This is a genomic window from Vibrio sp. JZG10 (genome assembly GCF_054064075.1).
Window position 1 is genome coordinate 130,802 of sequence record NZ_JBSUGE010000001.1, and the last position, 25,984, is coordinate 156,785.

General features: G+C 44.4%; 29 protein-coding genes. 13 read left to right on the top strand and 16 right to left on the bottom strand.

Going from position 1 to position 25,984, the window contains the following annotated elements; genetic code table 11:
- The first annotated feature begins 76 nt into the window (after positions 1–76).
- Positions 77–847 (top strand): sulfite exporter TauE/SafE family protein, encoded by a 771-nt coding sequence (locus tag ACWYVB_RS00570; protein ID WP_005395076.1) that lies wholly within the window; start codon positions 77–79, stop codon positions 845–847.
- Positions 848–1,133: 286 nt separating this feature from the next.
- On the opposite strand, the gene ACWYVB_RS00575 is transcribed toward ACWYVB_RS00570, so the two are convergent.
- From ACWYVB_RS00575 to sctW, 14 genes are all read right to left on the bottom strand, one after another.
- Positions 1,134–2,105: a TAXI family TRAP transporter solute-binding subunit gene (locus ACWYVB_RS00575; protein ID WP_006741544.1), complete on the bottom strand. Its 972-nt coding sequence runs from the start codon at positions 2,103–2,105 to the stop codon at positions 1,134–1,136.
- A gap of 292 nt (positions 2,106–2,397) precedes the next feature.
- A complete protein-coding gene (locus tag ACWYVB_RS00580; RefSeq protein ID WP_031780445.1) occupies positions 2,398–2,763 on the bottom strand; it encodes a hypothetical protein in 366 nt (121 codons plus the stop codon).
- Between the two features lie 401 nt (positions 2,764–3,164).
- Complete coding sequence (gene vopD, locus ACWYVB_RS00585) at positions 3,165–4,169, bottom strand: type III secretion system translocon subunit VopD (protein WP_317345613.1); 1,005 nt, start codon at positions 4,167–4,169, stop codon at positions 3,165–3,167.
- A gap of 10 nt (positions 4,170–4,179) precedes the next feature.
- A complete protein-coding gene (gene vopB, locus ACWYVB_RS00590; protein ID WP_457527540.1) occupies positions 4,180–5,379 on the bottom strand; it encodes a type III secretion system translocon subunit VopB in 1,200 nt (399 codons plus the stop codon).
- A 7-nt stretch (positions 5,380–5,386) separates the two neighbouring features.
- Positions 5,387–5,872 carry a SycD/LcrH family type III secretion system chaperone VcrH gene (gene vcrH / locus ACWYVB_RS00595; protein WP_457527542.1) on the bottom strand — a complete coding sequence of 162 codons (486 nt, stop codon included), beginning with the start codon at positions 5,870–5,872 and terminating at the stop codon, positions 5,387–5,389.
- 12 nt (positions 5,873–5,884) lie between these two features.
- Positions 5,885–7,942 carry a virulence-associated V antigen gene (locus ACWYVB_RS00600; RefSeq protein WP_457527544.1) on the bottom strand — a complete coding sequence of 686 codons (2,058 nt, stop codon included), beginning with the start codon at positions 7,940–7,942 and terminating at the stop codon, positions 5,885–5,887.
- 10 nt (positions 7,943–7,952) lie between these two features.
- Positions 7,953–8,237, bottom strand: a complete 285-nt coding sequence (locus tag ACWYVB_RS00605; protein WP_005395092.1) for an LcrG family type III secretion system chaperone — start codon at positions 8,235–8,237, stop codon at positions 7,953–7,955.
- Between the two features lie 60 nt (positions 8,238–8,297).
- Positions 8,298–8,711, bottom strand: coding sequence for an LcrR family type III secretion system chaperone (locus ACWYVB_RS00610; protein ID WP_161445430.1), 414 nt, complete (start codon positions 8,709–8,711; stop codon positions 8,298–8,300).
- Positions 8,711–10,837 carry a SctV family type III secretion system export apparatus subunit VcrD gene (gene vcrD / locus ACWYVB_RS00615; RefSeq protein ID WP_457527546.1) on the bottom strand — a complete coding sequence of 709 codons (2,127 nt, stop codon included), beginning with the start codon at positions 10,835–10,837 and terminating at the stop codon, positions 8,711–8,713. Before vcrD ends, ACWYVB_RS00610 begins: the two co-directional genes overlap by 1 nt.
- The gene (gene vscY / locus ACWYVB_RS00620) at positions 10,821–11,162 is read right to left on the bottom strand and encodes a type III secretion system chaperone VscY (protein ID WP_203347192.1); all 342 of its coding nucleotides are present in this window, start codon (positions 11,160–11,162) and stop codon (positions 10,821–10,823) included. Before vscY ends, vcrD begins: the two co-directional genes overlap by 17 nt.
- A gap of 5 nt (positions 11,163–11,167) precedes the next feature.
- Positions 11,168–11,545, bottom strand: coding sequence for a type III secretion system protein VscX (gene vscX / locus ACWYVB_RS00625; RefSeq protein ID WP_005377246.1), 378 nt, complete (start codon positions 11,543–11,545; stop codon positions 11,168–11,170).
- Positions 11,542–11,916 carry a type III secretion chaperone SycN gene (sycN, locus tag ACWYVB_RS00630; protein ID WP_046874927.1) on the bottom strand — a complete coding sequence of 125 codons (375 nt, stop codon included), beginning with the start codon at positions 11,914–11,916 and terminating at the stop codon, positions 11,542–11,544. The genes vscX and sycN overlap by 4 nt, the downstream gene beginning before the upstream one ends.
- Entirely contained in the window at positions 11,903–12,187 is a 285-nt protein-coding gene (locus ACWYVB_RS00635; protein WP_012841775.1) for a TyeA family type III secretion system gatekeeper subunit, read from the bottom strand. The genes sycN and ACWYVB_RS00635 overlap by 14 nt, the downstream gene beginning before the upstream one ends.
- A complete protein-coding gene (gene sctW / locus ACWYVB_RS00640) occupies positions 12,168–13,061 on the bottom strand; it encodes a type III secretion system gatekeeper subunit SctW (RefSeq protein WP_048626445.1) in 894 nt (297 codons plus the stop codon). Before sctW ends, ACWYVB_RS00635 begins: the two co-directional genes overlap by 20 nt.
- A 185-nt stretch (positions 13,062–13,246) precedes the next feature.
- On the opposite strand from sctW, the gene vscN reads away from it, so the two are divergent.
- The 9 genes from vscN to ACWYVB_RS00685 all read left to right on the top strand — a co-directional run bounded on the left by vscN (position 13,247) and on the right by ACWYVB_RS00685 (position 20,817).
- Positions 13,247–14,569, top strand: a complete 1,323-nt coding sequence (gene vscN / locus ACWYVB_RS00645; RefSeq protein WP_005395117.1) for a SctN family type III secretion system ATPase VscN — start codon at positions 13,247–13,249, stop codon at positions 14,567–14,569.
- The gene (locus ACWYVB_RS00650; RefSeq protein ID WP_317410722.1) at positions 14,566–15,027 is read left to right on the top strand and encodes a type III secretion protein; all 462 of its coding nucleotides are present in this window, start codon (positions 14,566–14,568) and stop codon (positions 15,025–15,027) included. The genes vscN and ACWYVB_RS00650 overlap by 4 nt, the downstream gene beginning before the upstream one ends.
- Before the next feature lie 9 nt (positions 15,028–15,036).
- A complete protein-coding gene (locus ACWYVB_RS00655) occupies positions 15,037–16,185 on the top strand; it encodes a type III secretion system needle length determinant (protein ID WP_317410721.1) in 1,149 nt (382 codons plus the stop codon).
- On the top strand, positions 16,182–17,150 hold the full coding sequence (sctQ, locus tag ACWYVB_RS00660; RefSeq protein ID WP_317410720.1) for a type III secretion system cytoplasmic ring protein SctQ: 969 nt from the start codon (positions 16,182–16,184) through the stop codon (positions 17,148–17,150). The genes ACWYVB_RS00655 and sctQ overlap by 4 nt, the downstream gene beginning before the upstream one ends.
- Entirely contained in the window at positions 17,147–17,797 is a 651-nt protein-coding gene (vscR, locus tag ACWYVB_RS00665) for a SctR family type III secretion system export apparatus subunit VscR (protein ID WP_005377232.1), read from the top strand. Before sctQ ends, vscR begins: the two co-directional genes overlap by 4 nt.
- 13 nt (positions 17,798–17,810) lie before the next feature.
- Entirely contained in the window at positions 17,811–18,077 is a 267-nt protein-coding gene (gene vscS / locus ACWYVB_RS00670; protein ID WP_005377227.1) for a SctS family type III secretion system export apparatus subunit VscS, read from the top strand.
- Complete coding sequence (gene sctT / locus ACWYVB_RS00675; protein ID WP_317410719.1) at positions 18,074–18,859, top strand: type III secretion system export apparatus subunit SctT; 786 nt, start codon at positions 18,074–18,076, stop codon at positions 18,857–18,859. The genes vscS and sctT overlap by 4 nt, the downstream gene beginning before the upstream one ends.
- A gap of 15 nt (positions 18,860–18,874) precedes the next feature.
- On the top strand, positions 18,875–19,930 hold the full coding sequence (vscU, locus tag ACWYVB_RS00680; protein ID WP_048626449.1) for a SctU family type III secretion system export apparatus subunit VscU: 1,056 nt from the start codon (positions 18,875–18,877) through the stop codon (positions 19,928–19,930).
- A gap of 284 nt (positions 19,931–20,214) precedes the next feature.
- On the top strand, positions 20,215–20,817 hold the full coding sequence (locus ACWYVB_RS00685) for a TetR/AcrR family transcriptional regulator (protein WP_457527555.1): 603 nt from the start codon (positions 20,215–20,217) through the stop codon (positions 20,815–20,817).
- A gap of 51 nt (positions 20,818–20,868) precedes the next feature.
- Here the strand turns inward: ACWYVB_RS00685 and ACWYVB_RS00690 are convergent, their stop codons facing one another.
- Both ACWYVB_RS00690 and ACWYVB_RS00695 read right to left on the bottom strand, forming a co-directional pair.
- Positions 20,869–22,401, bottom strand: coding sequence for an MFS transporter (locus tag ACWYVB_RS00690; protein WP_457527557.1), 1,533 nt, complete (start codon positions 22,399–22,401; stop codon positions 20,869–20,871).
- A 5-nt stretch (positions 22,402–22,406) separates the two neighbouring features.
- Positions 22,407–23,420: an HlyD family secretion protein gene (locus ACWYVB_RS00695; RefSeq protein ID WP_457527559.1), complete on the bottom strand. Its 1,014-nt coding sequence runs from the start codon at positions 23,418–23,420 to the stop codon at positions 22,407–22,409.
- 446 nt (positions 23,421–23,866) lie between these two features.
- Here ACWYVB_RS00695 and ACWYVB_RS00700 point away from each other — a divergent pair, with 446 nt between their 5' ends.
- The 3 genes from ACWYVB_RS00700 (at position 23,867) to ACWYVB_RS00710 (ending at position 25,926) form a co-directional block, all read left to right on the top strand.
- On the top strand, positions 23,867–24,319 hold the full coding sequence (locus tag ACWYVB_RS00700; RefSeq protein WP_145473964.1) for a MarR family winged helix-turn-helix transcriptional regulator: 453 nt from the start codon (positions 23,867–23,869) through the stop codon (positions 24,317–24,319).
- Between the two features lie 63 nt (positions 24,320–24,382).
- On the top strand, positions 24,383–25,126 hold the full coding sequence (locus ACWYVB_RS00705; protein ID WP_457527561.1) for an SDR family NAD(P)-dependent oxidoreductase: 744 nt from the start codon (positions 24,383–24,385) through the stop codon (positions 25,124–25,126).
- 596 nt (positions 25,127–25,722) lie between these two features.
- The gene (locus tag ACWYVB_RS00710) at positions 25,723–25,926 is read left to right on the top strand and encodes a hypothetical protein (RefSeq protein WP_005395134.1); all 204 of its coding nucleotides are present in this window, start codon (positions 25,723–25,725) and stop codon (positions 25,924–25,926) included.
- The last annotated feature ends 58 nt before the right edge of the window (positions 25,927–25,984 follow it).

Genomic DNA, 25,984 nt, shown 5'->3' on the forward strand with positions numbered 1-25,984 from the left:
ATATCAGAACACTAGAGCATGTGGGATGGGTCATCTAAAGCTCTAACAATGAAAAAGAACATAACAAGGATTGTTTATGCTTTTAGAACTAGCGCTTTTATTCGTTGCCGGCGTAGTTGGTGGGATCATTAACTCCATTGCGGGAGGCGGAAGCTTTATTACTTTTCCGGCCCTATTGGCGGTTGGTGTGCCTCCAATTATGGCCAATGCAACAAATACTTATGCTTCATGTGCGGGGTACATTAGCGGAGCCGTTGGCTTCAGAGAAGAGATCATGAAGAACAAACAAGAACTGTTGTTCACAGTCTCATTCAGTTTAGTAGGTGGCGCTGTCGGAGCATATCTGCTGCTCAACACACCAGAATCGCTATTTTTGGAAGCCATTCCTTGGCTACTCTTGTTTGCCACCGTGCTTTTCCTGACTGGTTCTCGTTTAACAATGCTTATCAAAACTGTCGCGAAAGAGCACAAACACGCAGGAATACTCGGAGCAATCGCTTTGGGTCTATTACTTGTTGGTGTCTCTGCTTACGGTGGCTTTTTCAACGCAGGTTTAGGGGTTATTGTTCTGAGTTATCTGGTAGTAGCGGGTCACCAAGACATTAATTTAATGAACGGTTTGAAATTGCTGGTATCTACGTGTGTTTCACTCATTGCTATCGTGATTTTTGTTGCGAATGGTTCCATTGACTGGCGCACAGGTAGCGTTGTTTTGGTCGGTACGTTGGTGGGTGGTTATCTTGCAGCTCGTGTATCTCGTCAACTTAATCCCAATCATGTTAAAGGGTTTGTTGCTCTTTCTTCTATTCTCATCACTATCTACTTTTTCATTGATGTTTATGCTTAAGTAAAACTTGCACATGTAGATAACACTCCTATAAAAAACGCCATCGCGAATGATTAATGCTGATCGCTGAACGAGGTTTTTGTGTCATTACAGCGAGCCTTGGCGTGACTAGGGATCGGCTAATGAAACAATTTTGACCATAAAGGGCTCGGATAGAAGATCCTGTATCACGCTCCTCCGTCGCTGTACAGGATGACGAGAGATAGAAATATGCCACTCGCTGTTAAACGAGTGGCATTAATCGAGAAAGATGGCGTTTTACATCAATAAGAAGAGAAAGTAACGGTTACTTAATCAGCCCTACTTCTTTGTAGTATTTGAGCGCACCTGGGTGAAGAGGCGCAGATAAACCGTCTTTTACCATTTCCTCTTTCTTCAAGTTCGCAAACGCTGGGTGGAGACGGCGGAAATCATCGAAGTTTTCAAATACCGCTTTAACCACGTTATAAACCACATCTTCTGGTACAGCAGTAGAGGAAACAAACGTCGCACCCACACCAAAGGTTTGAACATCACTATCTGTGCCACGATACATACCACCCGGTACATTTGCGACACGGTAGAAGCTATTGTCTGCAACCAATTTTTCTACATTAGGTCCAGCTACCGTTACGATATTACTATCACACGACGTAGTGGCTTCTTTAATCGCTCCACTTGGGTGACCAACGGTATAAATCATCGCATCAATTTTGTTATCACAAAGTGCTTTTGATTGCTCTGCTGCTTTTAACTCAGACACAAGCTTAAAGTCATCGTTACTCCAGCCATACTGGCTCATTAACACTTCCATGGTGCCTCGTTGACCTGAGCCAGGGTTACCAATGTTGACGCGCTTACCTTTCAAATCATCAAAAGTTTTGATGTTCGCGTCTTTACGTGCAACGACAGTGAACGGTTCTGGATGAACGGAGAATACGGCGCGTAGTTCTTTAAAAGGCCCGCTTTCCTTAAACTTACTGGTTCCTTTGTAAGCATGATACTGCCAGTCTGATTGAGCGATACCGAGATCCAATTCACCAGCACGAATAGTGTTGATGTTATAAATCGATCCCCCAGTACTTTCTACCGAACAACGGATACCGTGATCTTCTCGCGATTTGTTAACCAAGCGACAAATTGCTCCACCAGTCGGATAATAAACCCCTGTTACGCCACCAGTACCAATCGTGACAAACGTTTCTTCCGCAGACGCAGAAAAGCCAGTTGTGAGTGCCGCTAAAGAAGCAGCAAGTGCGATTTGCTTAAACTTAAACATTGAACATCCTTTTTACCTGTGTTGATGACCGTTTAAGTATAGCAACCGTTAACAATTTGATAACGTTTGAGTTCTCATCCTTGCAGATTGGCTTAGCAATCACCATTTTTATCAGCATATTCTGCCATCATACAAGGCTCTATATAAGATGTAAGCGCAACCCGTATCGCATAGAAAATTAAATCTTTTTAAAATTTTTCATTTATGAAATGTTTAGACAGACATATCTATTCGAAATTATCTATTAAATAGAAACAATCAGGTCAATTACAATAATCTTGTTAAACAACCTTTATTCTATATAAATATGATGAATTATAACTCCAGACAAAAGACATGAGGCACTTGAAATAAACAAGACGAAAGAGAGAACAAATAATCGTTTAATATGCTTTGGAACTTTATCTCTCTTCTCTAGCATTTTATACCGTTTCGCATGAAACTTGCTCAGAAAGACAGTGCCATATTGTAGGACACCTTGACCTGATAAGAATATATTCAGAGTGTAGTATCGGACTCCATTATCAAGAGTATCTTCAAGATACTTCAACCAGTTGGATTTCAAATAAATAACAAACAAAACCCAAGTGAATATACCTAAAATTCCAACCGTAGTCAGATAAATAACTAAATCTGATGCTAAACTGATATCTTCCATCTTCGACTACTTATTAAGTTGAGTTTTATATAATTCTGTTCCCAAATACTCACCAGTCGAACCGCCATATTTTCCTTTTAAGTACTCCCACTACAAAAAACACTTTTTGTGAGTAGTAATGACACTCTAACTCAATTTTATGCAACAAAGCCACTATGGAGTGATAACTTTGAGCTGAGTTCAACAAAAACAACAACTTCTATGCAAGATAAATCTCTTTTAGCATGATGATCAGATCATTGATGATTACTAAGGAAGCGGGATAGAGTAAATGTTTAACTACGTTATATTGTGTTACAAACCAATTCCTCAGTAAGTATCAATATCTAGTTGTTAGCTTAGATAACTGAAACAAAAAAAGCGTTGTATAAACAACGCTTTGTAGTTAATGAGATGGACGGTTACACCGTTGGGACTGACGCTCGCCACGCTTGGTTCTGACTATCTGAGATAGAACGGAACAAGTCACGTAGCTCTTTCAATAAACCTTCTTGGAAACCAATGTTTTCATCGGCTTTCTGTTTGGCTGCTTGTGCGCGAGTCGCTTGTACTTCATCATCTTTGCTGCGCGCTTGCGCTTTGGTTTGCTCTACATTCGATGCTGAGTTTGCCATCTGGCCCAAAGCTTGAAGAATAGCGTTCTTCGCTTGGTTTGAGCTCATCAACTTATCGAACTTACGGCCACCACTTGTCAGCTGCGCTGTCGTGTCTGCGATATTGTCTTTCGCTAGTGAGTGCGCACGCTTAACCTGATCTTGCTGAGTTTTAGACAAGCTATTGTTATTCAATAACTCTTCTGCTTGATCGAAGCCAGCTTTTTGCGTTTTCAGTACATTATTGCTCGCCATTTCATTCTTGATTTCTTTCCCTGCTTTGAAAGAACCAAGGGCACCAATAATTGCGGTAGCACCCGCTAATACACCCGAAACGACTGCCATCGCGATCATCGCACTTGCCGAGTTGTTTAGTTCTGCCGCTTGGCTTTCTAAACTCGCGACGTTTGCTTCAACAGCAATTTCACGTTGTAGCACTTGCTGCTCACGGCTCAGCTTTGATACTTGATACAACAATGTTAATAGCGTCAACGATTGTGATACCGCATCTGATGGTGACTTGATCACCTCCTCACCGTTAAGCGCTTTCATCGTTGTGCTCATTAATGAGCTCACCGTCGGTGCAAGAGCGCTCATTAGGTTTGCAACAACTTGAGCTTGGTTACTCACTGTAGGAGCTTTAGGCGTCTCTAACTGGTAGCGTGCTGCACCAGAAACACCTGACTCACTTTGGCTTTTAACGGCGCCTGCTTCAAGCTTTGTTTCTGGTGTTTTTTCTGCTTTGGTTGTTTTGATAGTGTCGCCTAAACCATACAGTTCGCCGCGTCCCGTTCCGCCTACTTTATCTAGCATAATAAACTCCTTATACCGTTGCAGGACGGCTTAACACCGTTTGCATGGTTTCACTTTTCGCTTGGATCATTTGCATGATGACGCTCATCAGCTCTTGGAAATCTTCCATCAACTTGCCAATTTCTTCTTTAAGCTTGTCGATGACGGCCTGGCTTAAGGTCATTTTGGCGCGAAGGTCTGTGATATCAGCCTGAATCTCTGTCACGTGAGCATTGTTAGCTGCGTGGACACTGTCCGTTGCTCCTTTACCCACGTTGACGGCAAGATCGACGGTTTCTGCGCCATAACGAATCGCTTTCGCTGTTGTTGTCGCAGCTTTTGTGCCCATATCCGCAACTTTCGCCATGTTTGCAGCGGCTTTCGTAGCGATTTCTGTGACCTTTTGAGCTATCTTACCAGCACCTTTTGCTGCAAGTTTCGCGATACCGCCAGCTGCTGCACCACCAAACGTCACAACAGCTCCGATAACCGCGACTGCGATTTCTAATGCCATTACGACTTTGTTTAGCACATCGACATTTACGCCCGCTTCTTTTAGCGCATCTTGAACGGCTGGCTCTTGCAGCGCCATGCTCACTGCTCCCATGACGCCACCAGCGATCATAAGAGCACCAGCTGCTGCACCAACACCCGTTGCCACCATTACGGCACCAACAACAATAGAAACCACCGCACTGATCCAACCAAAGATCTTCGCTGCTAAGCCTGATTTTTGGGCTTCTTTTGCAGCGGCTTCCGATTCTTTGATTTTGTCTTGGTTTTCCACCATCTCTTTTTCGTGCTTAGCTTTTGCGACCTTCACTTCCTGAATTTTCAGCTCGTTTTGAGCACTTTTCAGTTTATCCGTGATAGCAGCAAGCTCTACTTCAAAATCATCAGCAGAACCTGCGATGATTTTGACTGCAATCGAACATGTTTGGTCTGCAACTGCATGGAGAGATTTTGCAATGGTATCGACGATCTTTTGCAGCTGTGCCATGGCTTTTAGCGTCAAATCATTCACTTTGTCGCTAACAGCTGCGTTAGGTGCATCTAACTGAACTTTTACTTTTCCGGTGTTCAGTACATCTGCATCTTTACTCTTCACGTTTTCTACCGTCACAGAAGGCGTCGCTTTAGACGCCGTTTTCTGCACGTTATCTAACGTGGCTTGGCCAGATTCAGGGCTATAAACCTGTGTCTGGATGCGGTCAAGTGCAATAGAACTCATAGTCTAATTACTCCTTTTTATTTCTCACCGCTTCTAACATGATGGCTGCACGCTCATGCAAATCTGCATATTGTGATTTTCCGGCAGACATCTCCTTCGCGCTGTAAAACCCACTCTCTGCTTCTGTCAGTTGTTCCAGTTTCAGGTGACATTCAGCAGAGTGAAAAGGTGGACGTGGATCATTTACGTCCACTAGCGCTGCGTAGCTGTAGGCGTCTATTGCCTGCAGATACTCACCCAACTCCTGACGAGCCGCGCCAAGGCCAATGAAAAATCGCGCCTGATAATGATCAAGCATGCTGAGTAATTGAAATACTTTCGCTGCTTGCTCAATCTTTCCCGATTGGAAAAAGTTGTAACCTACGGCATAAATATGTTCGATGGTGTCCTGAGACACATCGTGCAACATTTTTAGCGTGCCTCCCTCTTCCAGAAAAGACAGCAGCTCTTCTGCTTGCATTTGGGATGGATCGGTCGCATTTGTTTTAGTCATGGTTGGTTATCCTTAAATGGCTCGTAGGATTTCTTGTAAAATACTGTGGTACTTCTGAACAAACTTGTTCATTGCTTCAACGGTCGAGTTGTATTGGGAGCTTGTATCATTTAGCTCTGTCGTTTTGATTTGAACTTCGTCGTTGAGTAGTTTGGATTTGTCACTGACCGAACTGGAAAAGTTAGATAGTTTTTTAACCTTTTCACCATCTTGATAGCTCTGATCTTTTACATCGACACCTTCATACTTTAAAAACATAAGGTGAGTGACCCTTACATCTTCAGGAGCGGGATTTACTCCACCATCAAGAGCTTGGTATTCGGGCTTAATATATTTCTCAATGTTTTCTTTGGTAAAAACAAACTCTACCCCATAAGTGTCGGCACTCTTGTAGACACTATCGGTATCAACGTTGTCTCTGCGTATTGCATCAAAATCGATGTAACTGTTGTTCAGTCTTAGAGTCTTACCTGGTCCAGGGTATCCCCACCCTTTATCACTACGGAAAACTTCCGCTAGATGTTTTAACTCAGGTGATTTGTAGAACTCTTCTCTTGAACTGTAGTTAAAACTGCTATAGTCAAAGGTATAATCTTTAGGGTTATAACTTTCACCATATGTACCGCCTCCGCTTTGTTTGCTATGAACCAAAGACTGCACTTCACCAAAGATTTTTAGCCTCGCTGTAAAAGATTGAAGCTCCTCTTTTTGCTGATTACGTTTCTCTAAACGGTTAACACGACGCTCATTTAGTGCAAGCAGCACTTGCTCATCAAAACGATCACCAATACTAGATTCAACAACGGCCAACAAATCGCGAGCCGTCAATGAGTGCTCTGCTCTCACCTCGCGATCCGCTTTCTCTTTATCGGTGATATTGAGTAGACGCTCTTTCAATGCCCCTAAGTTCTTGCGCAATGCCTCATATCGCTCAGTAAATGAAGCCCCGGTAGATTCACCTTTTACTATTTTTTCAAACTGTAATCGGATATCTCGTTCGGTGTTTTCTTTGATCAAAGTAACTTGAGCTGACGTTATTTGTGTCTTTTGGACATCGGCTATCGCGCTGTCCTGGTAAAAGTCGTCGATTTCTATATTTGTTAAACTCACCGCGAAGTTGGCGAACAGACTAGAAAGCGTCAAAGGCTCGGTTCCGCCAATGACGGTGTTAAGTGCTGCTTTTAGGTTGTTTGTTCCAGCCGCATCCCCATAAGCTGCGCTATATTGGCCTTTCACTTGAGCGGCCATTTCATTTAGCGCCTCTTTAAGCTGCTGTTTAGAAATACCGGGAGTCCAAGTGATTCGATTAGCTAGCGCACTTGCGTCATCGGTGCTTAAAGTAATACCGATGCCTTGAAAACTACTTTTTAATTGAGCTGAGACTTGAAGAGCGAAACTCTCTTTAGTCAACAGGAAATCCGAACTCTTCAGTTGCGCGAGATTAACGGAACCTAAGCTACTAAAGGCATTGCGAAGAAAAGAAATAGAAGCATCTCTCACTTCACGAGAGCTCATTTGATTAGCAAGCTCTGCAACAAAAAAAGAAATTTCTTTGGTGGCATTAGCCAAACCTGTCTCGGAGAGGTTGGCGATCTGCTCCGCTTGGTTACTCTGAGTGCCCAAATTAAATTGACTAACAAACTCAGTAGATAACGAGCTATCTACGTTTTCCGTCAGGAATTTACTAAACCAAGACTGAAACTGATTTGATAGCGTTTGGTTTGTTTGAGCATTGAACTCGGCTGCGGTTAATTCGCCATCTGAGTTAGCACTTTGTAGCGACTTTATCCAAACCGATGCGGTGTCGGTCAATGATATACCAGCAAACGCGTTATTTTTCGCTTTTAGGTTTTCAAGTGTATCAACATAAAGCGCGATGCTTTGTGATTCCGTTTGTCCCGAGATAGTTGGCAATGAAGAGATTAGAGAGGCAAGTTGCTGAGTCTCTGCTTCACCCAGTACAGGGGTAAATGCCTCTATCAAGTTTTGTTGGAAAGTGGGTAATGGTGCACTACTCGCAGCTGTGTCTGTTGCTCCTGTCGTAGAGCCAGTCTTTGTCGTATTCGTCATTTCCAAACCTCTAAATCATCATGCCGCGCATCACTGTGGGACGCTTTCTGCGTTTACCTGACGTACCTTGTAGTTGATTTTGTTGTTGCCGGCGGCGCTGGACTTCGTCTATTAGCTCTTGCTCTGCACGTTTCATGGTATCTACTGGCGCTTTTATGCCGCCAAGTAAAACATCACCCGCAACAGGACCAACACCTAAGCCTTCCAATAGCTCGTTAAAAATATCGGTTCTGTCTTCAGCTTTTCTAATGGCGAGCTCAGCGTTCTCAATCGCATCGGTAAACGGTTGCTTCATCTTGATTCCTATCTTAAAGCGGGTCATCTCATCTGTGCTGTCAGTAACAGTCGTGAGTTTTTACTTTTTCAACTTTTTCAAAGGTCTATAATCTGCTAGGCGTAAACAGTACCAGTCTTCTAGCTCATCATGGCTTGCACCGCATGCTTTTAGATAGAACTGTGCCAATCGCTGGCTGCTCATGTTGCTACCACGTAACACATCGACGTTGCCGCGAATGACCCAATCGGAGGGATAAAGTTGAATGGCATGTTCAGCCAAGAGAAATAAGCCGGCAAAGGGGTTACTCAACCCCAATTTTGGACGAACGCGTTTCAGAAGAACGATGATGATTTCACCGTCCTCCACCCGAAAAACGAGCTCTAAGCCCTCAACTTCAATTCGATAACCAAGTTGAATTTCACTTTTTTGCCAAAAGTATGGCGTCACTTCGATCCCCGCTTGCGCAAGCGAGAGTATTAGTTTTGTTTTCATTACATCCCCACCCTTCCAAGTGGCTGAATATTGATTTGCTGGGTTAGTTCTTGAAATGACAAAACGGGCAGATCGTAGTATTCCGATTCAATAAGCTTTCGCACATATCGGCGTACATCCATAGACACAACTAACACAGGCTTATTCGGCATACGGCTTAAGTCACCAACGGTCTGTTTCACATCACTGACAAATTGTTGCGTTACTGACGGGTCTAACGCCAAGTAACTCCCTGCTGAGGTTTGACGAATACCGCTGCGTATTGTGTCTTCGAGGCTTTGATCCAATAAGTAAGCGGGCAACATGTTTTGTCCGCTCGCGTATTTGTAGCAAATGTAACGTTTTAAGCTGGAACGAATGTACTCAGTCAGCTGTACAACATCTTTCTCTTTTTGGCCCCACTCAACCATGGCTTCCAAGATCACGCGAAGGTTTCGGATGGAAATATCTTCAGAAACCAAGCGTTGCAAGATTTCCGTCATTTTTTGTAACGGGACAATGCGTTGAGCCTCTTTAACAAGCTCCGAATAACTGCCTTCCATCTGCTCCAACAGATAACGCGTCTCCTGAATACCAATAAAGTCTTGTGCGTACTCCTTGAGAACATGAGACAAGTGGTACGTTAAAATCCTGTCGGGTGTGAGAAAGCCGACATGGCTAGTGGTGAGTTTTTGCTCGTAACTTTGTGCCACCCAAATGCTAGAAATACCGGGTAGAAAATCTTCATCTTGCTCATAAGGCACGCCTAATAAGTCGATCTGCTCATTCCCTTCTGTCACCAAGAGTTGGTCTTTTACAATTCGTCCTCGTGCAACCGGAACTTCTTGTAACTGAATTAAATATTCGCCATTTTGCATCCCCTCGTTAAAACGCAGGTGGATACCCGGGAAAGGCACGCCGAGGTCTAGATATAGTGCGCGCCTAACCCTTGCTAGCTCTTCATTCAATGCGACCGCTTCCAAGCTTTCCTGAAGGCTCGAGTCAAGATCGATCAAGAGTGGGACCGTCATGGCAAACTCTTCTTGCTCACCTAACTTGCCTTTACTGTTTCTAGATGGGGTTGGTTTGCTTGGCTTCGCTGCTGGTGAACCCGCCCCTTGCGAAACAAAGCTTGATAAGTCGGTACTATCTGATTCCGCCTGTTTTTTCTGTTGATAGAAAAGGAAGAAACCACCACCACCAACCACTGTGGCCAAGACCAGAAAAGTAATTTTTGGAAAACCAGGAATCAGTGCGAACAGCACCAAAAGCACACCGCCAATAAGAAGCGCACGTGGCTGAGCAATGACCTGCCCACCAATATCCGAACCAAGATCAGAAGAGTCTTCATGAGAAACACGCGTCACGATAATACCGGCCGTAATCGCGATAAACAGAGCCGGAATTTGCGACACCAAACCATCGCCAACGGTCAAAATCGCAAACAACTCAAGCGCTTCAGAAGCACTCATGCCTTTTTGCGTTACCCCGATCGTGACGCCACCTAAGATGTTGACCACAATGATGACCAAACCAGCAATGGAGTCGCCTTTAACGAACTTCATCGCGCCATCCATCGAGCCATACATTTGGCTTTCTTTTTCAATCAGTGATCGTCGGTGCCTAGCTTCGTGTACGTCAATCACTCCGGCACGCATGTCACCGTCAATACTCATCTGCTTACCAGGCATCGCATCGAGTGAGAAGCGCGCACTAACTTCTGCTACCCTCTCAGAGCCTTTGGTGATCACCATAAACTGAACAATGGTAATGATCAGAAACACAACGATACCGACCACCAAGTTACCGCCCACAACGAAGTTACCGAATGTATAAACGATTTGACCAGCATCGCCTTGCAGCAAGATCAAACGGGTTGTCGTGATAGATAAAGACAGACGAAACAATGTCGTGATCAGTAGCACCGCAGGAAACGCAGAGAACTCAAGCGGCGTGGTGATGTAAATCGCTAACATAAGCAGCACCACCGCAATGCTCATGTTGGTGCCAATCAGCACATCCACCAGCGCGGTAGGCAGTGGCAATATCATCATAAAGACGATCGCGAGCAACATCACGGCAAGCATAATGTCTTTACGTTGCCCTACCTTGTTTAAAATATCGATCAACTTATTCATGTGGTTCACTATTTAAAGATTGCAGATAGCGTCGGTGCGCTTGGCGTGCCCCATCGACGTCATTTTGTTTCCAACGAGCTTGGCTTAAGCAAAACCAGAGTCCTGCCGAATCAGGTTTAAGGTCGGATTTTAATAAGTGCTCACATACCTCAACAGCACGGGCATATCGACCACTTTGTAAACACGCCACGGCGAGCGTTTGCATCGCCTCTTTGTGTTGCGGGTCTATCTCTAAAACCGCGTCGAGAATAGAGATGGCATGCTCTGGCTTTTGGTATTGAACTTGTAGTGCAGCGTGAACAAGCAACAGTTCAATGTCTTTGGATCTCAACATGTTGGTTAGACCTGGATAAGGAGATTGAGCGCCATAGTGAGGTAACGCTGATCAAGTTGCGTACTTTGTAGCGTTTCGGATGCTTTGATAAAAGAAGCGGAGCCTGAATCCTGTGCAAGAACTTGCAACTGAGCCAACGTTTCATCGAACTGTTGGCGGTACTTTTCTGGACGCAACAATTCTGAGTGCAACAATTTTGGCTTGGTTAACGCGATTAGGTATTGGTCTGAAGGCCTGAGGTCATAGAGCTTCTCTAAATGCGTAGCGACCGCCTGCCCATCAGGAAGTAATTGAAACCGCTCAGGGAAATCGGCCTTAACCTCACTATGCGTAACATGCGTGAAGGCTTCTATGCCTACGTTTAAAGTGCTTACTCGAGTCATGAGCTTGCCACATCGTTATGTAGACGAACCAAAAGCGTAAACGCTTGTTCTAAAGTCGGAAGCGTGACCTCTTCTCCGTTTAACCTCGCGGAAAAAACCAAAGTTTGCTCATCTAACAAACCAGTTTTAATTTCGAAAGGCCAGCCTTGATCGGCATGACACAAACTGAGGGCGCTTTGAATGATGTCACTGGTTTGATGCCAAGATAACGCTTGAGACAACATCAAGAATAGCTGTTCTCCGTGTCGCTCAATATGTAGTGTACCGCTTTGCTCAAAATCCAGCTGCACCCGTCCAGCTGATGAGAAATCGACGGCATCAAGCCCCATTCCTCGGCAAAATTCATTGACGGATGCATCAATCCAACTCATCTTCCCACGCTTCCTCTTCTTCTATATCAATGGCTTCGTCTAGCGCCTTTTGTACCGCTTGTATTAAATTCTGTCGTTGTTCTTCATCGGCGAATACGTCAATTGGGATTGCGCGGACTAACTTGTGGAACTCTCGAAAAAAATCGATTTTTTGTTGTACCGCCGTCAATTCCATTGCGTTAGCGACTTTCCAAATCTCATCACTGCTTACCCATCGCTGCTCTACCAACGCAATCACATCAGCCATCAAATTAGAAACTTGATAAGCCATAACTCGTCCTTTCCGGTTTAAACATTTGGAACAACTGACTCACGCGATCTTGCAACGTATTCAGAGTTTTGAGTTTTTGCATATCGGACATCAACCACTGCAACTTGACCGAGTCGATACTGCTGCCTTGAACACTAAGATCTGCACTCATGCCTTGCAGCATAAAGTCAACAGCGGTCGATACCTCCTGCTCACCAAAGCGCGCCACTACGTCTTGATAAGCGGCTCCGAGCCCTTGATAACTATGAACGGTATCGCGATAGAAACCGCGCAGCTGGTGTAATGAGCTAAACTCTTGCTCTTGGCTGTACTCATCAGCAAAGTTTGAGACGCGAATTTCCGTATCAATTTGAGCCCAAGAGTCTGGGTTTTGCTCGATTCTCAGAATCGCTTGATCAATCAGCGCCAGTAGATGTTTACTTTCTGGGCTCGCACTCAAAAACTTTTTAACGGCTTTTAACGCAAGGTATTGATGGCTTTTCTCCTCGGAAAACCCATTCAAATAAGCTTGCAATTGAGCAATGGTCGAGATATTTCCTCCCGCCATTTTTGCAGCCAGATCTTTGATCTTTTGGTTCTTTTCAAGATCAGGGACTTTTCGCAGATAGTCAGAAACGAGTTCGTGCGCTTCATTAACTCGAACGCCACTGTCTTTCACTTTACGCTTGGTCAAATCTTTTTCTGCTTTTTCGGAACCGAGTGAAGTGAGCTCTTCCATCGCATCAAAAAGTGATTGTGTGGCATTGTGAACACGGACCGTTTCACCGCGGTAATTGCCTTTTCGTGAAGCGTCGGTACGAGACGATTCCAACCCGTTTTGGATAGACGCATCAAACTTCGGGTTTGTTGCGATATGATTGTTGATAATACTCATTCACTTGCACTCCTTCCGTACAATACAGGCGAATTATAGGAAGTGCGCTTTCTCGAAGCTGTCAAAATCAGACGTGTTTTTTTAGTGCGTTTTCAGTTTTCTAAAAACTCCCGACTGATATTCACTATAAATACCCCCTCATCCTTTCTATCCTCCCAACATCAATCATTGCGCATATTTTTACCTTGAACGATTTCTCATACATCACTGATATCCAACAATCTGCGATCAGGCAAACTCGTCTGATCCAAATTCGCGGGCGCGTTACGCAAGTAACCGGCACCATCATCAAGGCCGTTGTCCCCGGCGTTCGTGTTGGTGAGCTGTGTGAGTTGCGTAATCCTGATCAAACTCTGTCTTTATTAGCGGAAGTCGTTGGCTTTCAACAGCATCACGCTCTGCTCACACCGTTAGGAAATATGTTTGGGATTTCCTCAAATACAGAAGTTAGCCCAATGGGAAAAATGCATGAGGTCGGCGTTGGCGATCACCTGTTAGGTACAACGCTTGACGGACTTGGGCGTCCTTTCGATGGTACGCAAAGCCAGGAACCAAGTGCTTGGTATCCGGTTTATCGCGATGCACCGCCACCAATGCAACGTAAACTGATTGAAAAGCCAATCTCTCTTGGGGTTCGATCCATTGATGGACTACTGACCTGTGGTGAAGGTCAGCGCATGGGCATTTTTGCAGCGGCCGGCGGTGGTAAAAGTACCCTACTGGCAAAATTGATTCGCTCCGCAGACGTTGACGTGACCGTTCTCGCCTTGATTGGTGAACGCGGACGCGAAGTACGAGAGTTTATTGAGCATGACTTGGGCGAAGAAGGAATGGCTAAGTCGGTTTTAGTGGTCGCGACATCCGATCGCCCAGCCATGGAGCGTGCCAAAGCCGCTTTTGTTGCCACCTCTATTGCTGAATATTTTCGTGACCAAGGTAAACGCGTGTTACTGCTGATGGATTCTGTAACGCGTTTCGCCCGCGCACAGAGAGAAATTGGCCTAGCCGCAGGCGAGCCACCAACACGACGCGGCTATCCGCCTTCCGTTTTTGCCGCTTTGCCAAAGCTGATGGAACGAGCCGGTCAATCTGACAAAGGGTCAATTACAGCGCTGTACACCGTGTTAGTGGAAGGTGACGACATGACAGAGCCTGTCGCCGATGAAACTCGCTCCATTTTAGATGGGCACATCATTCTCTCGCGCAAGCTTGCGGCAATGAACCATTATCCCGCCATTGATGTACTCCGATCAGCAAGCCGCGTGATGAATCAAATCGTTGAACCTGATCATCAGGCGTCTGCTGCTCACCTTCGCGAAATGTTAGCCAAGTACGAAGAAGTTGAGCTACTGATAAAAATTGGCGAGTACCAGCATGGGGCAGATAGCCGAGCAGATATGGCGATTGCACAAAGTGATGATATACGCGCCTTTTTACGTCAAGGAACGCATGAGCCAAGTGATCTTGATGGTGCTATCGCTCAACTAAAAGGGATGGCGAACCAATGATCGAACGGTTATTAGAAATCAAACAAATTCGAGCTGAACGTGCGGATAAAGCCGTTAAGCGCCAAGAATACCGAGTATCAAATTCGGCAGCACAGCTTCAAAAGGCCGAACGTTCCGTAGCGGACTATCACGTTTGGCGTCAGGAAGAAGAAGAACGACGTTTTGCCAAAGCAAAGCAACACACACTCGTTCTCAAAGAGTTGGAAACATTGAGACAAGAAATCGCGTTGTTGAGAGAGCGAGAAGCCGAGCTTAAACAGCGCGTTGCCGAAGCAAAAAAAGCGCTTGAGCACGAACGCTCGGTACTTAAAGAAAAACAAAAAGAGGCACGGCAAGCCCATAAAACCAAAGAAAAATTCGTTCAGTTGCAACAACAAGAACTCGCGGAACAGTCGCGAGAAAGACAATACCAAGAAGAACTCGAACAAGAAGAGTTTCGCACTGTCGATATTATCTAAAGGTTCATTATGCGCATTACTCCAACAGAAGAAACACCGAATACGCTGTACAAATCAACGCCAGAAAAAAAGCCCCTGGAACGAGAGGTTGAGCTTCAATCACAGTTCGAGCGTGCAATGACGGAGAAACCTAGCAAGGAAGAAGAATCTACCGTTGCGAGCAAAAAAGACACTCAGAGCAGAGACGAGAGCCTCCCGTTAAGACATGAAGCATCTCAAAGCCTAGACAAACAATCGAAACTTTCTAACCAAGAAGCCAGCACTTATAGAAATACCGCTACATTAAAAGACAAAAGTGACACTGTGACAAAAAATAATGTAGAGAAGCACGAAAGCTCTTCACTAAATCGAGAAGAAAGCCTGATTGAAAACAGTAAATTGCATGAGAAAGATAAGAAACTTGAGAGCGATCAGGCTCCAAGCTCATCCTCGATTGAGCGCGTTGGCCCCCATTCTCAAGCACAAGCTTCTCTCGACGGTTCTCTACCTAAAAAGGCCGTAGGGAAATCGCTCGCTCAAGATGCAATTAACCATGCTAACTTCACGACGAAACAAACCGAAACGACACACAATAAGCGTGCAACTCAGCGACTACAAGACACAGGCAAACTAACAGACAAAACCGATAGTCGTTCTGAAACTAAATCGCTTGAGAAAATCGAGACGAAAAGCGCAACACTGTCCGGTAAAGCGGATGACGAAAAAGCAGATCCTCAACACCTTGCGAGCGCGGCAACACAAGGCGATGTCATTTTAAAGAGTGTCGCTTCACAGGCTCAGCCGGCCCCTGCTCGAGAAGTAAACACGTTACTCCAACAATTGGTGGACAAAATCTATGTTTCGCTGCCAACCGCATCGGACAACAAAGAGGTTCGGCTGTTTCTGAGTGAAGGACAATTAAAAGGTGGCGAAATCCACATCAAGTTGGACGCACAAGGTTATAGCGTGACGATTCGACAAGAGCATGCCCTTTCCATTATTAGCCAGCAAGCTAGACAAGATCTTGCCGAACGCCTAAACCGATTTGGCGGTGATCAGCCACTTCGTCTAGCGATCAGCGAACAAACTCAACAGCTCGATCAACAACAACATGAACAACAACACTCACGCCAGAAACGTAGCGTGTATGAAGAATGGCAAGCGGAGAATGACCTATGACGCCGTTAACGATACCCAAAGTCGATTCAGACAGTATTGCGCTCAGTAATCAACTTTGTGCAAAGCAATGCCATTTCCAAGGGGCTGATAGTCAGAGCGTATCGATTACTGTTTCTCAAATCCCTTCATTTGAAGGATTCCGTTTAACCACGTTGATTGGAGGGCAAACGATCCAAGTGGATTTTTGTCGTGCGCAACTCCAGAAATGGCTTGAGTCTACTCTGAATGCTACTGCGTTTGAGTCACTGCCCAACTCGCTCCAGTTAGCACTTTTGAGTTCTCAGATTGAACCGCATAGTGAGGCATTCAAAGCACTATTTGGTCAGTTGCCCATTCTTAGCCAGTTACAACCGTTAGAGTCGAGCCAAGTTCAAGAGCATACCTTGATGTTAACCCTCAATAAACCTAACGGCTCTCTTTGTTTGTGGGTTAGCGAAGGAGCAAACGTGTTGTTGGATGCACTACCAAACAGCGCTTCTCTTCAGGCGCGACATCTCGCTTTACCTTTGTGGTTAAGCCTTGGAAAGACCCATTTAATGTTAAGCGAATTTAATTCGCTCGAACTGGGAGATGTGATCTTTTTTGACGATTGTTATATCGCCCAACAACAAGCCATTTTTCAAGTATCTAACCAGAATCTCTGGCGCTGCCAACTGGATGACCAAATTCTTCACATTATTGAAAAAGAAACCAATATGAATGACGTAAACACTTCAGAAATGTTAACCGACCACCAGCAGCTGCCCGTGGAACTCACGTTTGATATCGGCCATCAAACCATCACTCTAGAACAGCTTAACCAGCTTCAGCCTGGGTACGTATTCGAGCTAAACCAACCTGTATCTAAGCCGGTAACATTGCGTGCCAACGGCAAAATCGTCGGTGAGTGTGAACTGGTTAATGTTAATGAGCATTTAGGTGTGCGCGTACTGGAACTGTTTGGTGGCACACAGGAGCCAGCATGATCCAGTTACCTGACGAGCTCAATCTCATTGTCAGCTTAGCACTGCTGGCATTGATCCCATTTATCGCGATGATGGCGACGTCGTTTGTAAAACTCGCCGTTGTATTCTCGCTGCTGCGTAACGCTCTCGGTGTACAGCAAATTCCACCGAATATGGCACTGTATGGCTTGGCGATCATTTTGTCTATTTTCATCATGGCTCCCGTCGGGTTTGAAACCTATGACTACGTGAAGCAGCATGATATTTCTCTTGAAGACTCTGCAAGTGTGGAAGGCCTCATTGAAAGCGGTTTACAGCCTTATCGAGAGTTTTTGAAAAAGCATATTCGGGAAACCGAAGCCATATTCTTTACCGATGCTGCGCGCACATTATGGCCGCAAAAGTACGTGGACCGTTTAGAGTCGGACAGTTTATTGCTTTTACTACCAGCGTTTACGGTCAGTGAGCTTACCCGTGCTTTTGAGATTGGCTTTCTATTGTACTTGCCGTTCATCGCTATCGACTTAATTGTTTCGAATATCTTGCTCGCTATGGGCATGATGATGGTATCACCAATGACCATCTCTCTCCCTTTCAAATTGTTGCTTTTTGTCTTGCTTGACGGCTGGACGAAACTCACTCACGGCTTAGTACTGAGTTACGGTTAATCACGGAGAAAGTATGCATTCTGCTGAAATCATTCATTTCACGACTCAAGCATTAACCCTAGTTTTGTACTTGTCGTTACCGCCGATTTTAGTCGCAGCGTTGGTTGGTACATTGGTGTCGCTTATTCAGGCGTTAACTCAGGTCCAAGAACAAACGTTAGGCTTTGTGGTCAAGCTTATCGCGGTCATTATTACGCTGTTCGTCACAACGCAGTGGCTAGGGGCAGAGCTCCACGCCTTCGCCTCGCTTGCCATGGATAAAATTCCTCAAATACGATGAGTTATCACGACTTACACCAGGCTTTATTTTTGTATAGCCTGACGTTACCTCGGTTAATGGCATGCTTCATCTTTTTGCCTATTTTGAGCAAGCAAATGCTAGGCGGCACCATGGTGAGAAATGGTGTGCTTTGCTCACTCGCACTGTTTATATTTCCGATGATTAATCAGCAAAGCTTGCCCGCAGAAACCGACGGTATTTGGCTGATAGTGATTTTGGGTAAGGAGGTATTAATTGGGCTATTGATCGGGTTTGTTACTGCTATCCCCTTTTGGGCAATAGAAGCGGCTGGCTTTCTGGTCGACAACCAACGTGGTGCTGCCATGGCAAGTATGTTTAACCCAACGCTAGGCTCGCAATCGACGCCAACCGCAGTGTTGCTGACCCAAACGTTGATTACCCTGTTCTTCTCTGGCGGGGGCTTTGTCACTTTTATCTATGCGTTATTCAAAAGCTACACATCTTGGCCGATCGTGGACTTTTTCCCAACCGTTAGCGATGCATGGGTAAGCTTCTTCTACGCACAGTTTGAACAACTCATGTGGCTTGGTGTGCTGATGTCTGCCCCATTAGTGTTGGCAATGTTTCTTGCTGAGTTTGGTCTGGCTCTTATCAGTCGTTTTGCACCGCAATTGAATGTTTTTTTCCTTGCCATGCCAATAAAAAGTGCCATCGCGAGTGTTTTACTGATCGTGTATCTCGGGTTAATGATGGATCACTTTGAAGTACAGTTTTACGGCATTACCAGATTCGCAGAACAACTCAATACCATTTGGCAATAACGCTTAGGATTCTTTATGAGTGCAGAAAAAACAGAGCAACCCACCGCAAAAAAGTTACGCGATGCCCGGCAGAAAGGTCAGGTAGCCAAAAGCCAAGAAATCGTATCGTCTGCATTAATTTTGGCGCTCATAATTGTACTGTTTGCGTTCGCCGATTATTACATGTCGCACATCTCAGCGCTTATTCTCCTACCAAGTAAGCTTGCTTATCAGGGCTTCCAAGATGCGCTAGTCGATGTCGCTATTGCCATCGCAAAAGAAATTGCCTATCTACTCGCCCCGATTATTCTGGTTGCTGCACTCGTCGCCATCTTTTCCAATATGGGGCAGTTCGGCTTCCTATTTAGTGGTGAATCCGTTAAACCAGATATCAAAAAGATCAATCCCGTCGAAGGTGCCAAACGCATTTTTTCGCTTAAGAGTGTGATTGAGTTTATCAAGTCGATCCTTAAAGTCTCTCTTCTTTCCTGCATTATCTGGGTGACCTTACGCGGTAACATCAACGCTTTGATGCAAATTCCAACTTGCGGGCTAGAATGTGTCCCGACCATTACTGGTGTCATGATTAAACAATTAATGATTATCTCTTCGGTAGGCTTCATCGTCATCGCTGCAGCTGATTTTGCGTACCAAAAGTTTGACCACACGAAGAAGCTCAAAATGAGCAAGGACGAAGTGAAGCGCGAATACAAAGAGATGGAAGGCAGCCCAGAAATCAAAAGTAAACGTCGTCAGCTACACCAAGAGCTACAGGCCTCCAATCAACGTGAAAATGTTAAACGCTCCAATGTGTTGGTAACAAACCCAACGCATATCGCGGTTGGTCTGTACTACAAAAAAGGCGAAACGCCCCTGCCCGTCATCACCTTGATGGAAACCGATGCGGTAGCCAAACGTATGATCGCAATCGCCAAAGAGGAAGGTGTGCCTGTGATGCAAAAAGTCCCTCTTGCTCGCGCACTATACGCGGACGGCAACGTCGACCAGTACATCCCAAGTGATCTTATTGAAGCAACCGCCGAAGTGCTTCGTTGGTTGGCATCATTGGAGTCGGATAAGACGCTGAACTAACATGATTTCGAGAGTAAAGGCTATCGTACGAAGAACGGTTATCACTTTTCTATACGTAATGATATTTTTAAATGTGTCATCCTTCGCTATAGGTTTCAGCATATCGAATTTGCCTACTTTTGCTTGTCTCAATGAAGCACTTGGTTCATGAAAAGTCGTGTTTACTAACGTCAATAGTGGTACTGTACTGGACAGTTTTATTTTCATCTCTAAACCACCTAGAGCTCGGTAAGAAACCACACCAGCCACAACAAAGGTGGATTTTTGCTTGGGTTGATTTATTTATGCGCATATCTACCGAAAAGAAACGAACTCGAATCATCAAAGTTGCCACTGACCTTTTTATAAAACAAGGATACAAAGACACATCACTCGATCAAATCGTCGCGATTTGTGGAGGCTCAAAGCAGACGTTATATCGCTATTTTTCGAACAAAGAAGGGTTATTTGTTGAAGTTTTAGCATACAATACCAAAACCAGCTTAGAGTCCGTCTTCCAGCTTGCCGACAAGCAATCGGCGCCTTTACAAGAAACATTGAATGACTTCGCCAAGAAGTACCTAAAAGGTGTATGCTCCAATCCTATGCTATCACTTTATCGGATCGTTTCGGCTGACTTCAACAAACATGATTCCGTACCAAATCAATTCTGGCAGACAGGGCCGCATCGCATTCATCAATACCTCATCGACTTTTTAAAGAGTGAAACTGTCAGCTCACAACTCGATGTTGAAAATGCCGACCTCGCTTGTGAGCAACTACTTGCATTAATTAAACTTGATTACCAGAACATGGCACTAATTGGCTTCGATTTTCTGACAGATGAAGAGTTAGATGCACATACGAAAAAAGCGGTCACCGCCTTCCTAAATCTATACCAAAGATAAACTCACTGAATATAAAAGGGAGCATCATCGCTCCCTTTTTGTTTCTATGGCTTAGTGAATCTCTCGCTTCGCCGCTAGCTTTTTACCGATTATTAAGATTGGCGCGAGAGCAAAGACCGAGATAATAAACATCAATAATGAATTACTCAGTGCTAGAGTGGTCGCCTGCTCTTTGACAACAGAACTAATTTGGCTCATTCCTAATGCCGAATTTGGCAAGTGTCCATGAGTCAGAATCGTACTGCTCAACGCATTTTTATAAGCACCAAAAGCATGATTCACATCATCTAGCGTTCGGCCAATCTCTCCAGCAGCTTGCGCACTATGGCTTTGCATTACCCGTGAGAACACGGCACCAGCGATCACACCACCAATGGTACGAAAGAGGTAGAAATTGGCGATGCCTTCTAAACGCTGCCCGACCTGGAAGTACATCAAGACTGCAATGGTCACAGACACATTCAATAAGCCGACACCAAACCCACGCAACATCATCGGAACGGACAAAGATTCCGTACCAGCAAAGCTAGGTAACTGACTAAACTTATGTACCGAAAGTATAATCATCACCACACCAAACGGGACGACTGCATCCGCTAATGGACGGCGGAAGTAATACACCAGCACACTGACTAGCATACCACCTAACATGGCATAAAATGCCGGCAATTGGGCATATCCAGCATTAAGGTTGTTGTACTGCAACGCCATTTTCAAAAAGCTAGTAAACAACACATTGCTCGCCATAACAGCAAAACCTGCCAAAAAAGCGTTGTACATGAAAACATTAGTTTTCAACTTACTATGCAGCTGTATTGATGCTGTATTTAAAGGACTGGTTTTCACAAAGTAATACACCACTAATAAAGTCAGAGCCGCGGCTATCGAAGAGGCTTTAACAAACCATTCCGAGTCAAACCAGTTGTAATAACTGCCTCTCATCAATAGAAATACAACGAGGCTTATTGTCAGGGCAAAAACTAAATAAAACCAACAGCCCGACTTGGCTTCGGCCTCGATTTGAATCGACTTAGGATTGTAGATGCATGCAATTACCAAGGCAGAGAAGTACAGCCAAGCCGACACAACACACAACAGTGACCAATCAAAGATTTCGACAATATTGGCCACTACCCAAGGGTAAGCGCCGATCGATAGCAAGGTTGAGAATACTAGCGTTAAAGCGATAATGGCAGGTAGCCAACGCTGTTCAAAGAAGTGGAGCAAGTAAAGGTTTAATACCACCATTAACATGCTCATAAAAAAGCCACTCGAGAGCCAAGTCAGAGTGAACACCAGTTCTTGCTGTCCGCCCCAGTAAAGGACAAGATTGCTCGCTAGACCTACCAATAAAATGGCATGTAAGAGCATTAACGTACCCAATCTACGCACCAATATTGGTGTGAATATAAAACCTAATACCTGGGTAATCATAAAGCCGACTTTAACCAGAGCAACTTCATCGACAGATAAGCCTGACGTTGCCGCCATCTCATACGATAACTCGGTAAACATCACGGAGTTAATACCAAAAGCAGCAATCGCAAAAAGCGTCAAAATCAGCAGCGGTGAACGTTTTTCCATTGCAGTTAACCTTGTGCCGCGGTCTCGATCGATACTTCTGCAGACAACCCCGGATAGACTCGTTGACTCAACTCTTGAGGGATCTCTAGCTCGATACGTACTGGTATACGTTGTACTACTTTTACGAAATTGCCTGTCGCATTTTGAGGTGGCAATAAACTAAACTGTGCACCAGTCGCCGGGGTTATCGAAGAAACACGGCCATGCAATGGATGGTTTGGAAACATATCCAATACCACTTCAACCTCTTGCCCAGGCACAACGTTCTCAAGTTGTGTTTCTTTAAAGTTTGCCTCTATCCAAACATAATCTGGCACCATCACGATGAGCCCCATTCCTGGTTGTACAAACTTGCCGACTTGCACTTGTCTATCTGCCACATAGCCATCAAATGGTGCACGCACTGTGGTTCTTTCCAGTGAAATATTAGCCAGTCGTAAGCTTGCTTCTGCTCTTTTACGCTGTGCTGTCAGTTGCAACTTCTCAGTCATCAATGTGTCGAGCTGTTTTTGCTCAGCAGCTAAGCCCAATTTAGCGGTTTCAAGATTACTGCTTGCTTCAATAGATCGCGTTTTTTGTGCTTCAAACTGATTTTTGCTCACAGATTGCTTTTGTACCAAACGAGAAAGACGTTGAAACTCCGCCGCTTGGTGTTCGGCATTTGCACTCGCGCGGCGAATACCTTGCTTCGCCTGCTCAATTTTCATTAACTGCATATCCGTTTTGATTTGATTTGCAGTAAGCTCAGATTTCGCAACATCTAGTGCTGCTCGAGCAATTTCTTGGTTGGCAATAAAGTCTTCATCATCAATGACAAACAAAGGAGTTCCTTCTCTTACCCACTGGTTATCTTTGACAAAGATTTCGCTTACTTGCCCCCCAACCTCAGGTGAAATGGCCGTAACGTCTGAATGAACATATGCGTTATCCGTCATTACAGTATTCGGCTGGTATAAGGCACAGCCAGCAGCAAATAACGAACCAACAACAAGCGACAAGGCGATAACTTTCTTCTTCATGTTTGAAACCCATTTTATGATTTTCACAAACTGTACTGTACCGTACAGTTTTAGTAAAGATACATTTGATCATTGCCAATCAAAAAGATCAATCTCATTGATTTATCATGAACTTCTTGAGAAAAGTGTTTCGAATGAAAAGAATTAAAATCTAACCATTTATAATGTAAACAAAAAACACATTTAAACTAAATAAATAAAGAGAGGACTACAACTCCCCTACCTTTAATGAAGCTTGCTCCCCAACTCGGTGCATCAGGCGCAAACATTTGACTGGCCGAAGTTTTCGAAGCTACCTCACCAATTTTCATTAGCACCTCAATCTGACACATCAACCCAACGATAAGCACAAGCTAGTAGCATTTTCTTCAAACGAATTTGACATCGCCCAATATAGTTGTGTATACAACCATATTGTTCGTTCATGTTATTTGGTGAAATTTTCCATGTCCCAATACAACCATCATCAGTCTCTCGGTCACCTTACGGGGCTTGCTAGTCGTCTGTTTAACCGATTACTCACTACCCGTTTCAAAGATGCTGGTATTGATATGACAGCAGAACAATGGGGTGTCGTGTTGCTGTTACGAAACAACGGTGCCCTTTCTCAAAGTCAGATTTGTGAACTGTTGTACTTAGAAAAATCGAGCGTCAGTCGATCAATTGATGGGCTTGAAAAGCGCGGTTGGACAGAGAGGAAACCTTCGCCAACGGATAGTCGAAGTAAGTTAGTCGTGCTAACAGAAAAATCTTTAGACACCGTTGATACATGTGCAAATATCGCTTCGCTAGTACTGCAAGAAGCCCAACAGAACCTTGCTGATGCCGACCTAGACAACAGCAAACAGCAACTTTCTAACGTGGTAGCGAACTTACGCAAGCTTAACGGACAAATTTAACTTATCAGCGTACGTTGCGACAGAAGCTGATTTAACAGTCAGGCTCAACCTTGGAGAAATACGATGACAAAACGCAATGCTTTAATTACAGGTGGCGCTCGTGGAATTGGTGCAGCAACAGCAAAAGCACTCGCTGCAGATGGTTACCGAGTTTTTATCAACTACGTAAATAGTGCTGCGGTCGCGGAAGCGTTAGCTCAAAAAATTCAAAACGCCGGTGGTGAGGCGTACACTTTAAAAGCTGACGTTCGAGATGACGCACAAATACAAGGGATGTTCGACAGCATCGCAAATGAACATGGTGGCGTTGATGTTCTTGTCTCAAACGCAAACATGAGCTTTACCGCTAAACCTTTCACTGAGCAGTCGTGGGAAGAGTTTTCACAAAAGCTAAATGACGAAATGCACGCTGCATATCAAACGGCAAAATTGGCGGTAGAAAACATGAAAGCCAACCACTTTGGTCGCTTAATTTTTATCTCTAGCACCTTATCAGAAGCCCCTGCACCAAGCTTTATTGCTCATGGTAGTGCAAAGGGTGCACTTGATAGCTTTAGTAAATACCTCGCTCAAGAACTTGGTCCTTTCGGGATTACGTCTAATGTCGTTGCTCCGGGCCTTGTAGAAACAGACGCAACAAAAGGTGCTCCTGAAGAGTTTAAAGAAACCATTCGAATGTTCACACCAACGCAGAAAATTGCCACACCTGAAGACGTAGCAAACACCGTGAGCTACTTGGCAAGTGAAAAAAGCGGACATATCACGGGCACATACAATCCAGTATGTGGCGGCGCCTACCTACCATAGCGCCATTTGTGCCTCGCACACATACAAAGGCATGTACGCATGCCTTTGTATCTTTAGGTATTGCTTTGCAACGCGCAAGCTTCCTTCATGGGCAGTTTTGTCTGAAGAAAAATAGAAAGTCCTATCTATTTCTTATAATCGGTGTATAGTGAGCTCAGCTCCTAACCGTGAGCTATTGATGAAATATTTAGTTCGAGTCTCTTCTTAGTTTTCTTTCGAGTCATTTCGTTACTCAACTCCTGTAGCAACTTATTCTTTATCTTCCATTAAATAGCCTCAGTTTTGATTTAAATACGAGCGAGAGTTAGCTCTCTTAGCATGGTTACCACAACGCGCTGTCTTTACATCGATAGGTTTATAAGGAATTTAACCTTATAAAAACAATCAGTAAGCGTCAAAATAAGACATAACGCGCATAGCCACTTTGTGTATATATCATCACTATTTAGGAATAGTCATTAGCGGTGAAATATATTAATCAGCGCGATGACAATGGAATATTTAGACTTAATTTAAACCATTTTGACTTCGTTATTCCTATAAAAGTAGAGGTTAATTAGATTGACCTTTAATAAACACGCTCTAGAGGAATAAAAATGAGAAAAAAACGAGATAGCTTTCAAAAAAAGAATAAAAAAAGCAATTATGAAGATAAGTTTGAGTTGATGGTAAAAGAATACCACAGCGCAAAAGAAGTATTAGACGCAATGCCAGAAGGTTCGGCTGACTACGACAAGCAGAAAAAGCACTGTGAATCTCTATTTGCTAATGCCGAGCGCTTTTTTAAGCGAAATCAGTAGGCCAATTTAACGCCTAGATAAACATCCAGCAAAACACCATATACGGTAAGGGAGCAAA